A 12,108-nucleotide genomic window follows, 5' to 3' on the forward strand; every position below is an offset into this window, starting at 1 on the left:
GACCACCACGTCCCGCTGACGACCCGAAGCCCCCGGCCGACCCACGCCGGGGGCTTCGTCACGCCACGCCATCGGCACCGACCATGACGTCGAAATCGTCAAACAACGCGACGGCTAACACCCGTGTTCTGCGGCCGGACCTCTTCATCACCCTCAGCACAAGCGATTACGACGACCACTGGTATCTCGAGGTCGATCGTGGAACCGAGTCGATGCCAACTCTCGTCGCCAAGTGCCACGCCTATGAGGAGTACCGGCGTACCGGACGCGCCCAAGCCGAGCACGGCGTCTTCCCCCGAGTGCTGTGGATCGTGCCGACCGAGAAGCGCGCGGAGAGCCTCCGGAAGGCGATCGCTGCCGACACCACGCTCACCGACCGCCTGTTTGTCACGACCACACCTGATCGCTTCCTGACCACTCTGCTACCCCACGAGAGCACCGATGCATGACATATAAATCCCAGATCAGTTGACAATTCCACATCACCAAACATCTGGACTTAACCCACGAGTTAAGCGTTAATCCGAAGGCCACCCGCCGACTCAAAGCGGGACCCGGCAGAAAGGAGGGAAACACCCTTATGAACCAACACCAACCACACACCGACGAGCGGGTGAGGCGCGCTCGGGCCAAGTTTGCGACGGAGAATCCCATTGCACATGCCCTACACGAGTTCTGGCGCGCACAGAGCGAAGAGCATGGTCGCCTCGTGCGCGAGGGCAAGGCCCGCGCTAAAGCCCGCCGAGAAGCCGAAGCACGCGCCGGGGCCGCAGCATCCGTCGCTGATCAGGCCGACAAGTAGAGCAGGGAAGAGCCCCATGACTGACACGACCAGAACCCCGACTCAGGGAGCCCGCCGCACAACCTTTACGGACTGGGAGAAGATCCTGGCGGTGGAAAGCACCGCACTGCCGACGACCGCCGCAGAAAACCAGGCAGTCGTCTACCTCCGCGTCTCGACGCCTCGCCAGATGCTCACGGCGATCGATATCGACGCTGACGGCAACTCGATTGCCACCCAGCGTGAGGCGTGCATCGTTCGCGCCAGGCAGGCCGGCGCACCCATCGCCGCGGAGTTCGTCGAGCCCGGAAACTCTGCGCAGTCCATCGGCAAGCGCCCTGTCTTTCGTTCAATGCTGCGCTACATCGAGGAACACCCAGAGATCACCCACGTCGTGATCTACATGCGCTCGCGGGCGTTCCGCAACCTCACCGATGCCGCCCTCACCAAGCGCGTTCTCTCGGCCATGGGCGTCAAGCTCGTTTCCGCCAAAGAGGACTTCGGAGAGGGCTACATGGGTGACGCCATGGAAGCCATGGTCGACGTCTTCAACGAGATGCAGGTGCGCCAGTCCGGCGAAGACATCAAGCAGAAGCTCCTCCACAAGGCCAAGAGCGGCGGCACCACCGGACGCGCCAAGCTCGGCTACATCAACGACCGCAAAGACTTCGACGGACGGCTCGTCAACACCATCGCCATCGACCCGCAGCGCGCCCCGCTCATCACCTGGGCCTTCGAGCAATACGCGACGGGTGAGTACAGCATGATCAAGCTCGCCGAGATGCTCGCCGAGCAAGGGCTCACCACACGCAAGTCTTCGAAGTGGCCGGAGCGCCCCTTGTCGCGCAGCCAGCTGGGTCAGATCCTGCGCGACCCGTACTACCTCGGCATGGTGACCTTCAAAGGCAACGTCTATCCCGGACGCCACGAACCGCTGGTCACCCCGGAGCTCTTCGAACGCGTGCAGATGGTGATTGATGCCCGTGTGAAGCGGGGACAGCGCGACCGCGTCCACAATCACTTCGCACGCGGCATGCTCCACTGCGGCCGCTGTCACGAAGTCGGACGCGAGCACCGCCTCATCTACACCGAGGCGAAGAACCATGCCGGAGAGCTCTACTCGTACTATCTCTGCCGCGGGCGGCAGGACGGCGTCTGCGATCTGCCTTATTTACCCACCGAAGAGATCGAGCGGGCCCTGACTCGCGAGTTCAGACTCCTCGGCCTCTCCCCCGAGACCATCGACGAAGCCAAGACCGAAGTCGCGGCGGCATTGCAGGAAGTCCTCGCGGGGCAGAAGGAAGAGAAGGCCCGGCTCGCTAAAGAACTCAAGAAGCTGGACGGCAAGGAGGAACGCCTCATCGATCTCGCCGCGGACGGATCGCTTGCTACAGACGCACTCAAGCGCCGCCTCCGCGACATCCAGGTCAAGAAGCATCAGGTGCGCTCCAGTCTGGACACGACGTCTCACGCGCTCGAGGAGCGCACCAGCACCGTGCTTAGCTACCTCGACCTCATGAGCCGCCCCGACGCACTGTTCGCCGCCGCCAGCGGACCGATCAAGCGAAAGCTGCTCGCCGCGTTCTTCACCAGCATCTGGATCGACGACGACGGCCACCTCCTGACCGTCGAGCGCGAGTTCCAGCCGATCGTCGCCGACACCCGCGATGCCGCGCTCCACCCACGCTCGGCCAACAAGAAAAGCGCCGGAGAAATCTCCGACGCTTCCTCTGTCGAACACTCAAACCAATATCTCAAGGTCATTTGTTCGAGTAAGACTAGTTTGGTAGCAGGAGCGGGGCTTGAACCCGCGACCTCACGATTATGAGTCGTGCGCTCTCACCAACTGAGCTACCCTGCCGCACGGCATCCGTCGGTCACGAGATGGATGCTGCGAGCCCCGAGTCAGGATTGAACTGACGACCCCTTCCTTACCATGGAAGTGCTCTGCCACTGAGCTATCGGGGCGAAGCCCGACGCGCGGGCAACTAGAAGAGAATATCAGAGCGCTGTGATCCGCAGGAATCGACAGCGGGACTCATTACTGGTCGACGGTTACGGGAGCATCGGGCACGGTGACCACTGTCGATGCCACGTTGTGCGCCGCAAGCCAAGCCATTGGCTCGGTCGGGGTCTTGCCATTCAGCAGCACTTCGAAGTGCAGGTGCGGACCCGTCGAGCGGCCCGTCGTGCCCACGGTTCCGACCACGTCACCGAGCTTGATGACCTGCCCGGCCTGGACGCGGAGTGAACCGTACTGCATGTGCGCATAGTTCGTCGAAACGAGCTCGCCATCCACGATGCTGTCGATCACGACGTGGACGCCGTAAGCGCCACCGGCCTCGGTAGCGATGCGGACGATACCGTCGGCGACAGCGTGGATCTCAGCTCCCTGCCCGCCGGGCGCGAAGTCGACGCCCTCGTGCATCCGGCCCCACCGCATGCCATACGGAGAGCTGATCGGAACGCCGACCGTGAAGGGGTACTGAACGGCAGCCGCGGCGTTGTTGACGTACGTCGACGCAACCTCACGCACGCCGGCTTCGACGGCGAGCTCGGCCATCGACACTGCCGAATAGCCCTCCTGCCGACTGAGCGCAGCCGTGGATGCCTCCGCCGGGGCGACATACGCCTGAATGTCCTCTTTGGGCGCCGCTGTCGACTCAACATCGCCGAGCGCGACGATGGAAGCGGTGGGGCCTTGGCCGCCGCTGGCAGCTGCAACTGCTTCGACAGGGGTCGTCATGCCGACGGCGAGCAGGCCGACGATGCCCATGACGCCGACCGAGAACGATGTGGTTGCAAGCTTGCGCACGGATCCGACGCGGAGACGGCGGTGCGCAACGTGCGCGGGTTCGGGCGACTCTTCATCCGCAGCCGAAGACTCCGTCGTCGTCGAGGCACGCGGCGTGAGCGTGGGGTTCTCTCCCGTGGCACCGAACGTGCGCACGACTTCTTCGAAGAGGTCACCGGTGCCGTCGCTTGCCGGTGTGCGGGATTCATCGGCAACCGAAGCGTGCCCCACCGCTGGCTGGTCGGGCGCAGCCGCAGCCGGCTCGTCTTCCGCAGCGGGCGAAGCGGCGTCGGTGTCGGCGAGCGCGGGCGCAGCGTCTTCGGGGGCGTCGCCAACCGAAACGACCTCGATCACCTGGTCGAACACGACCGTCTCAGAGACCGAAGAGCTGGGAGCGACACCGGCACGGCGGGCGCGCCGAGACAGCGGCGCGGTCGGGGCAGTGACCTCTTCAGCAGCCGCCTGATCAGCCGGGCGGGGAGAATCGAGTCCGGCACCCGAGAGGGCGCCTGCTTCGGCATCCGTCAGCGGAACGTTGTGCAGCCGTGACCGCAGGCCTGCCGGCCTCGGGGCGAGCTCGTCAGCGCTCGAGTACCCAGCCTCACTTGCGGGCACGTCGACGCGGCGTCCTCGGCGCAGATCCGCGCGAGAAGAGCCCGACATCTCCGGCGCCGACGAGGGCGCGGGAGATGTGCGACTGGAGCGGCGCGTTGGCGCTGCGTCAGGCGCAGGAGTATCGGGGGTCACGGTCTCGCTCTCGGTCGTTCGGGTACGACACGGGTGTTTCGGATGGTACTCACCATGCTCCGCGCGGGTTTCCCGTATGCGCAGGGAAGGTAACGATACGGTAAACGCTACCTGCTCCCACCTGAGAAAGCCATGGGCGGTGCCCCCTTCTGCGGATTCCACAGTGGTATCCGCAGATCCGTTGTCAGGGTCGCGCGAGCGCGGCCAGTCGATCGAAGACCCCGGGGATCGCGGCGACCACGAGAACGCGGCCGGTCTCGTCGGCCGGGAAGAGCTCGAAACGTCCGCCCGCTTCGGTCACGATGAGGCCCGCGGCGGCGTGGTCCCAGGGCTTGAGCCCCCGCTCAAAGTACCCATCGACCCGACCCGCCGCTACCGAACACAGATCGATGGATGCCGCGCCCATTCGGCGGATGTCTCGAGCGATCGGCATCACCCGGGAGACACGGCCCAGATCACCCGCGTGGGTCGCGGGGTCGTACCCGAAGCCGGTCGCCAGCAAAGCGCCGGCAGCCGAAGCGTCAGCCTCCACATGCAGCGGCCGCGCGTCCAGCCACGCGCCCGCACCCCGCGCCGCATGGAACATCTCATCCAGGGATGGCACATAGACCGCGGCAGCGAGTGCCGTCCAGGTCTCCGGGTCGGCGCCCCCGTGCACCGCCGCGATGCTCACGGCGTAAAACGGGATGCCGTACGCATAGTTGACGGTGCCATCGATCGGGTCGACGACCCACGTGATGCCGCTGGTGCCAGGGTCGGCATCCGACTCTTCGCCGAGAAAGCCATCGGCCGGCCGGATTTCTCGCAGCCTCGAGCGAATGAGCGTCTCGACCTCGCGATCGGCTTCGGTGACGATGTCCGCCAGGGCTGACTTGGTCGCGGCGATCGAGACACCCTCGCTGCGTCGCTGTCGCGCCAGAGCGCCAGCCTCGCGGGCGAGGTCTACAGCGATGCTCTCGAGTTCGCGCGGATCGGTGTCGGTCACCCTTTCACGCTAGCGCGCGATCAGGACTGCCGCGGCGGCTCCGTGGGCTCGGCGGGAGCCTCCGGGGCCGACTCCGCGACAGCGCCGGCACTGGCGTCCGAATCGACGGGCACTGAAGACTCGGATGCACCATCATCGGCCGTCGGCGCGGATGGTTCGGCTTCGGGAGTCGGTGCAGGAGCGCTTGGCGCGGGCGGGGCTGACACCGGAGCGAAGATCTGCGCGCCGGGCGTGGGATGCCCCGTGTAATAGGCGTTCCAGTCGGGTGAGCCGTCGGGCAACATCGGCAGCGGTGTCACACCGTCGATATACATCGGCCAAGGGAGCAACTCGCGCTCCGTCTGCGCTGCCGCGGGTGCGGGAGCGACGGGCGCGACCGAAGCAGCCCCTTCGGGCCGAGGCGCGAAAAGAAGATTGAGCAGGGGCACAAGGGCTGTTCCGACCGCGGCGAGGATCACGACCGCCACGACCACCCGCCAGTAGAACTCCGTGAAGTAGATCCAGTCGCTGAAGATCAGCGGCATGAGAAGAAGCAGCGCAAGCACCGCGACCAGCCCGACCGTGACGGGAGCAAGAATGCGATTCACGGCCGTCACGTGCCGGAGGGCAGCGCGGAGAAAGAACCGGGCATGCAGGAGGGCAAGCTGCAGCACGAGCACGACGAGGAGGAAGCGGAGGAACCGTTCGGGTCCGACGAAGCCCCACCCGTAGAACGACCACGGCTCGGGCATCCAGATCAGGATGATTCCCGCGAGCAGTGCGACGACCCAGGTAGCAATGCTTGCGATGGCGAACCATGCTGGGCGGCGCGGCGCGAGTCGCGCTTCCATGATGGCGATGCCCGCGAAGCCGGCGAAGAGCAGAACGGTGAGGAACGCGCGAACGATGGAACCGGCCTGCGGACCAACCAGGACCCAGACCACGCAGATGAGTGCTGCCGCGACGAGTGCGCCGACGGCAACCCAGATCGCAGCACGGGCGTAGGGGGACCGTGCCGCGAAGGACTGCTCGGGGGTTCCGGCCGCTGGAGGCGGCGAGGGGACATGTGGCGCTTGGGCGTCAGGCTGCGGCGTGGTCATGAATCCTCCCGAGGATCGATGTCGCTGTCATCCTCGCACGCGAACCTCAGATCGAGACCCCCGATTCGCGTCAGTTGTGGAGACCCTGACTGCCGCCGACAGTTGGCGAGGGACACGATTTCTGGGAGCCCGTCACTCGCTGTAATATTGCTAGTCGCGCCTCCGGTCGACTGTACAAGCTGGGCGGGTGCGCACTTGGCAGGTTACCCAAGCGGCCAAAGGGATCTGACTGTAAATCAGCCGGCATAGCCTTCGGGGGTTCGAATCCCTCACCTGCCACAAATTGTTCAAGGGCTCTCGCGAAGCGGGGGCCCTTGAACAATTCTGAGCTCTGCGGGTTCGGGCCGCCGGTCTCAGGTGCCGACGCGGTCCATGTCGTCGGCGGCGAGCGCTTTCGGGGTGCGCAGCAGCGCGCCAGGGAAGCGGCAGGTCGCTGCGGCGATGTCCATCGCGTCTGCGAGCACGTCGGTCCACTCATCCGCGCTCGTGGGGTCTTGCTGCACGATCCCGGCGACCAGGGCTGCCAGGGATGCATCCCCGGCGCCCATCGTGTCGACGACCGCGCCCGGAAGCGTCGAGACCGGCTTGCTCACCGTTGCCTCGTCGGTGACCAGGGTCGCCCCGGCGGCACCCCGAGTGGCAAGAACCGTCGGCACGCCGAGCTCACGCATCCGGGCTACCGCGGCATCCAGGTCCGTCTCGTAGAGAAGCGTCGCGTCATCGTCACCGATCTTCACGACACCGGCCCCGTCGGCGAGCGTTTCGAACCCGCGGCGGAACTCGTCAAGGTCCTTCATCATGCCGGTGCGAGGGTTCGGGTCGATCACGAGGCGATCGGATGCCGCACCTACCGCGTCGGCGAGCGACGCCGTCTGTTCGGCGTCGTCGAACGGATAGCAGCTGACAACGATGCGATCGGCATCCGCGATAGCCGCTCGCTGGGCCTCATCGAACGTGAGATGACGGGCCTTGGCAGCATCGTTGAAGGCGTAGGTCGGTTCGCCATTGACGCGCACGCTCACGGCTCGCGAGCTTCCGAGCGGTGAGGGAGAGGCGAGTAGTTGCACGCCGTAGTCGTCGAGGTAGGCCCGGATCTTGGCACCGGCCTCGTCGTCTCCGACCATGGCGATCAGCGTGGTCGGAACACCCAGTCGCGATAGCCCCACAGCCACATTCAAGGCTGCTCCGCCGACGAACTCCTTCACGCCAGTGTCATCACGCAACTCGTCGATCAGCGCGTCGCCGATCACCACGACCGAACTCATGCCGGGGCCTCTCCGTTCTCGAGTACACGCGCGACGAACGCCTCGGTGCGGCGCCGTGTGCCATCAATCTTCAGATCGACGCTACCGCGCATCTCACTGGGCGCGAGCGGTGCGGCCAGGCGCACGTTGTCGTGGCAGGAGAGATCGGTGCAGATATAGGTGCCGACGCTGTCACCGTGAGCACCGGCATCCCCGGCGCGGCGCGCAGTGAACAGCGAGACCTGGTTGCCGGGCTGCATCGTGTGGCACAGGTTGCACATCGCCGCGCGCGACCGTGCCGAGCTCTCGGATGCCCGGAGCACGACTCCCCGCGGCTGTCCATCAACCTCGGCAACGAGGTATCCGCGGCCCCGGAACTCGGGGTCGCGCCAGGCGAGAAAGTCGAAGTGATACCAGTCGGTCGTGCGGGCACTCAGCGGAACCTCGATAACGCGAAGCTCGTCGGGTGCAGCGTTGACGAATGACGCGCGAAGTTCCTCTTCGGTAAGCGGACGCATGCCACCTCCTCCCCCGACATCCTACGAAGGTGACAGCTTACGGAGCAGGGGCTGATCCGCCTCCGGCCCATTCGAGTCGGGCAGCTACCGCGTCGGCCGCACGTCGCGGGAAGTCGGCCCAGCCGCGCTCGAGACCACAGAGGATGCCGAACAGCGCCCGCGCCGCTGGCTCGACCTCCTGCGCAACGGCGTGCGCGATCTGCTCTGCGAGCTCCGGGAAGTCGGTTTCGAATCGGCGCAGCGGATCGATCCGATCCCGCGTCGGTCCGCACCGGTCGGGAAAGCGCCCACGGATCGTCCGCACAAGCAGCTGCACCGCCCAGGTCCTGACGAACTGCCCAGCCACAAGCACCTCTCCGCGGCGGGCACGGCCGACACCGATGAGGATCTTCACGAGCACGAGTCGAGCGTCCTCGGCGGGATCGAAGCGGTCAGCGAGTGCCGCCCGCTCGCGCGCAGCGTCGATGAGGTCGGTCACCGTGTCGGATTCGTCGTCCAGGGCTACCGTCGCATCCCCCGCGACGGCGCCGGAGAGCTCGGACGCTTCGGCCACCGCGAACTCCATTACGTGGCCGTCGTCGTAGACGGCGACGAAACCGATCTCACCCTCGCGGGCCGTCAGCGCGAGCGATCCGGGGTCAGGGAGCCAGCCGAGCTCGGGACGGAGGGCCTGCCCACGACCGGGCGCGACGATGGCGAAGAAGTCGTGGTCCGACCACTCGTCACGGCGTTCACGGGCTTGGTCGGATGCCGATCCGAGCAGCGCGAGGCCGACGAGGTCGGGATGCCGCGCAACGCCGTCCACCAGCCCGCGGCTGAGTTCGTCGAAACGCTCAGGCGTCGCCATCGCCGAATCCTTCCCGAGCCTCCGGCACATCGATGCCCGGGAGGGCCCAGGCCGCAAAGGTGGCGCCTGCAGCCCGGATGCCGACACTGCCGTCCGCTGCGGCCGCCAGCGCCGCATCACCGAAGAGCACCTCGGCTCGATCGGTGCCGAGGAGCGCTGCTGCAGGAAGCGTGATGTCGGCATCCGTCGTGGCCGCCAGCACAAGGATCGATTCCTCAGCACTCTCGCGCACGAACACGACCGCGCTCTCGTCGACGTGGACCCAGCGCAGCCCGCCGGTCGCCAGCGCAGGATGCCGGCGCCGAAGCGCAATCAACTGCTGGTACAGGTCGAGCCGCGCGGCAACCTCGGGCTTTGATTCCGTTCCCCACGGCATCGGGGTGCGGCTCGCTTCACCGTCGGCGCCAACGAGGCCGAACTCGTCGCCGGCGAACAGCACCGGCATCCCCGGCAGTGTCATCGACAGGCCGACAGCCAGCGGGATGACCTCCGCCGGTGCGTTGGTCGCGAAGCGGGCGGTGTCGTGGCTGTCGAGGGTCTGCATGTTGCCCAGTCGCACGCGCCACGGAATGCCCGCCGTGAACCGTGTGACCGCGCCGACGAACTGTCTCGCGTCATAGCGCGGGATGCCGCCGACCGGCTGACCGAAGAACCACGGCTCGGTACGCTCCTGCCCTTCGCCGGTCAGGTACGGCTCGCCTGTCGGTTCGCAGAGCCATGCCCACAGCGGACGCGCGAACGAGGGGTAGGTCATCGCGCCATGCCACCCGTCCCCGGTGAGATCACCCGAGGCGTCATTGGTGATCTCGGCGATGAGGATCGTGTCGGGGTTGGTTTCGATCATCGTCTGGCGGGTGAGCTGCCGCACTTCGGCGTTCAGGTCGACATCTCCGAGCCGCCCCGTCATGTTGGCGACGTCGATCCGCCAGCCATCGAGCGAGAACGGAGGCTTGAGCCACTGCGCAACGACCGAATCCGGCCCTTCGATGAATCGACGACGCAGCTCGGGCGAAGCCCAGTTGAACTTCGGCAGAGTGGGGGTGCCCAGCCACGACTCGTAACGGGTGTGCGCGGCATCCGTGAAGTAGTAGAACTCGCCCTCGAGCGCATCGGGGTTCCCGAGCGCCGCCTGGAACCACTCGTGACGGTCGCCGGAGTGGTTCGTGGTGAGGTCGCCGATGACACGGATGCCGCGCTCATGCGCAGCCGCAACGAGACGGATCAGCGCCTCGTCTCCGCCGAGCAGCGGGTCAACGCTCGTGAAGCTCGACGCGTCATACCGGTGATTCGAGGCCGCAGGGAAGAAGGGGGTGAGGTAGAGCAGGTTCACGCCGAGGCCGACCAGGTGGTCGAGGTGCTCACGGATGCCGTCGAGGTCGCCGCCGTAGAACTGCTGCGAGCGCCCGGGCATGACAGGATCGACCGGCTCGTCCCATGTCGCCGGGATGGCCCAGTCGGGGGTCGGATGCCGATCCGCCGCCGCCGAGCGGGCGAAGCGGTCGGGGAAGACCTGATACATGACGGCGTCGTACATCCACTCCGGCGGGGCGGGGTGAGCGAGAAGGGCGAAGTCGTCGGCGTCACGGGTCTCAAGCTCTGACAGGCCGGCCTGGTTGAGCCACTCGATGCGGCCGGACTCGTGGACGAGCAGCCAGCGGTAGCCGTGCCGGCGATTACGCACGACGATGGGCGCCTCCCACCAGGTCCAGCCCTCGGCGGTGCCGAGTTCGGTCGCCTCGGTCCACGCAGGCTCGTGGTCGGGATTGGAGAGCGTACGAACCGCCCGCAGCGCGGGATAGTCGACGGGAACTCGCAGGCGAACCCGAACGAGATCACCGAGCGCTGGCGTTTGGGTCGACACGTGGAGCGGGGACCCATCGTGGTGGGGAAGAAAGTCGGGCGTGGTCATGATCGGTCCGTTTCGAGATGTCGGCGCGGTGCGCCGTCGGTCGGGGAATCGTGGTTGCACGGCCGCGGCCATGACAGAGCCCTCAGGTTGTTCTTCAGTTGTGGAGTCCGGTTTCGTGGTCAACGCCTCGAGCCGAGATGGATGGCGGCAGCAGCGCCCGGGTCGAGGTCGAACGAGGCGATGCCACTCGAGATGGAGTACTCACGCCCCGCGCACCCGCCGTCGACGGCGGCATCCGCTCCCCCGGTGATGACATCACAGTAGGCACCGTCTGGCATCGTCGTGGGGACCTCGATGCGCTGCATGTCGTCGCCGACGTTCACCGCAATGACGCCCCGGCCTTCGCGCTCGAAGCCGTAGGCATCGCCGGAGTCGACTCCCGGCATCCGGGGCACCTCCCCCGCTATCGCACGGAACGCGAGCATGCCGCGGATTGCCGGCCAGCTCTGCACGCACGTGCGCTCGCCGTCGGCGAGGTCTGCGGTGGGACCGATGGCGTCAGCACAGCTGGCCTCGAGGACGCGACCGTCGGCATCCGTGGGCGCCCCGGCATCCCGGTCGGTGAAGGCGTATCCCGAATAGAGGACGGGGGTGCCATAGTCGTCGGCGAGCATGAGCGCGTTCGCGATGACGTAGAGCTGCGGATCACGCGCTGTGACGTTCGCCTCGCCCCGCTCGGTGTCGTGATTGTCGACGAACACGATCGCCGCCTCCGAGGAAACCTGTTGCGGGCGGTCATCGGAGAGTACGGGATCGGTGAAGACCCCGTTCTCGAGGGGTGGCGTGAGCTCGCGGGCGTAGGTGAACTCGAAGACCTCGCCGAAGGTCACGTACTCGTCGGGGGTGATCGGTTCGCCGGCCCCTCGGATGACCTCGCTCATGATGCGGGTGCCCTGCGGCAGCTGCGAGACGATGGCCTCGACATCCGTGGCTGGAATGTGTTTGGCAGCGTCAATGCGGAACCCGGATACCCCGAGCGAGAGCAGATCCTCGAGGTAGGTGACGATCGTCGCCCGTACCGTTGCGCTCGCGGTGTCGAGATCGGCGAGGTTCACCAGTTCGCAGTTCTGCACCTGCTCGCGGTTCTTGTAGAGCTGGATGTCGTCGTTCGCCGTCAGTCCGCAGTGGTGGAAGTCGGACTGCGTGTACAGGCCTGGGTAGTCATAGTGCGCGTACGCTGTGCCGGCGTATCCAGCGCCGGGTT

Annotated in this window: 10 protein-coding genes, 3 tRNA genes and 1 pseudogene; 3 read left to right on the forward strand and 11 right to left on the reverse strand. The window is 66.4% G+C overall.

Going from position 1 to position 12,108, the window contains the following annotated elements; translation table 11 throughout:
- Positions 1–83 precede the first annotated feature (83 nt).
- Together Q1V87_RS15460 and Q1V87_RS16330 are read left to right on the forward strand one after the other, a co-directional pair.
- Positions 84–449 carry a replication-relaxation family protein gene (locus tag Q1V87_RS15460; protein ID WP_300594874.1) on the forward strand — a complete coding sequence of 122 codons (366 nt, stop codon included), beginning with the start codon at positions 84–86 and terminating at the stop codon, positions 447–449.
- Positions 450–971: 522 nt separating this feature from the next.
- A pseudogene (locus Q1V87_RS16330) lies at positions 972–1,700 on the forward strand (recombinase family protein); the annotation flags it as partial.
- Between the two features lie 252 nt (positions 1,701–1,952).
- On the opposite strand, the gene Q1V87_RS15470 reads toward Q1V87_RS16330, so the two are convergent.
- From Q1V87_RS15470 to Q1V87_RS15495, 6 genes are all read right to left on the reverse strand, one after another.
- Complete coding sequence (locus Q1V87_RS15470; RefSeq protein WP_300594880.1) at positions 1,953–2,399, reverse strand: hypothetical protein; 447 nt, start codon at positions 2,397–2,399, stop codon at positions 1,953–1,955.
- A 166-nt stretch (positions 2,400–2,565) separates the two neighbouring features.
- Positions 2,566–2,642: transfer RNA gene (locus tag Q1V87_RS15475), tRNA-Met, on the reverse strand.
- A 35-nt stretch (positions 2,643–2,677) separates the two neighbouring features.
- Positions 2,678–2,749: transfer RNA gene (locus tag Q1V87_RS15480), tRNA-Thr, on the reverse strand.
- Positions 2,750–2,822: 73 nt separating this feature from the next.
- Positions 2,823–4,238 (reverse strand): M23 family metallopeptidase, encoded by a 1,416-nt coding sequence (locus Q1V87_RS15485; RefSeq protein ID WP_300594883.1) that lies wholly within the window; start codon positions 4,236–4,238, stop codon positions 2,823–2,825.
- Between the two features lie 268 nt (positions 4,239–4,506).
- Positions 4,507–5,307, reverse strand: coding sequence for an inositol monophosphatase family protein (locus tag Q1V87_RS15490; protein ID WP_300594886.1), 801 nt, complete (start codon positions 5,305–5,307; stop codon positions 4,507–4,509).
- Positions 5,308–5,327: 20 nt separating this feature from the next.
- On the reverse strand, positions 5,328–6,386 hold the full coding sequence (locus Q1V87_RS15495; RefSeq protein WP_300594889.1) for a hypothetical protein: 1,059 nt from the start codon (positions 6,384–6,386) through the stop codon (positions 5,328–5,330).
- A gap of 197 nt (positions 6,387–6,583) precedes the next feature.
- Between Q1V87_RS15495 and Q1V87_RS15500 the strand changes: the two genes are divergently transcribed.
- Positions 6,584–6,665: transfer RNA gene (locus Q1V87_RS15500), tRNA-Tyr, on the forward strand.
- A 74-nt stretch (positions 6,666–6,739) separates the two neighbouring features.
- Here the strand turns inward: Q1V87_RS15500 and Q1V87_RS15505 are convergent.
- From Q1V87_RS15505 to Q1V87_RS15525, 5 genes are all read right to left on the reverse strand, one after another.
- A complete protein-coding gene (locus tag Q1V87_RS15505; RefSeq protein WP_300594892.1) occupies positions 6,740–7,651 on the reverse strand; it encodes a PfkB family carbohydrate kinase in 912 nt (303 codons plus the stop codon).
- A complete protein-coding gene (locus tag Q1V87_RS15510; protein ID WP_292707925.1) occupies positions 7,648–8,148 on the reverse strand; it encodes an FBP domain-containing protein in 501 nt (166 codons plus the stop codon). Before Q1V87_RS15510 ends, Q1V87_RS15505 begins: the two co-directional genes overlap by 4 nt.
- A 37-nt stretch (positions 8,149–8,185) precedes the next feature.
- Entirely contained in the window at positions 8,186–8,995 is an 810-nt protein-coding gene (locus tag Q1V87_RS15515; protein ID WP_300594896.1) for a hypothetical protein, read from the reverse strand.
- A complete protein-coding gene (locus tag Q1V87_RS15520; protein ID WP_300594899.1) occupies positions 8,982–10,904 on the reverse strand; it encodes a glycoside hydrolase family 13 protein in 1,923 nt (640 codons plus the stop codon). The genes Q1V87_RS15515 and Q1V87_RS15520 overlap by 14 nt, the downstream gene beginning before the upstream one ends.
- A gap of 119 nt (positions 10,905–11,023) precedes the next feature.
- On the reverse strand, positions 11,024–12,108 hold a 1,085-nt coding region (locus tag Q1V87_RS15525), incomplete at its 5' end, for an alpha-amylase family glycosyl hydrolase (RefSeq protein ID WP_300594902.1).

The organism is Microbacterium sp., assembly GCF_030149085.1.
Lineage (GTDB): Bacteria > Actinomycetota > Actinomycetes > Actinomycetales > Microbacteriaceae > Microbacterium.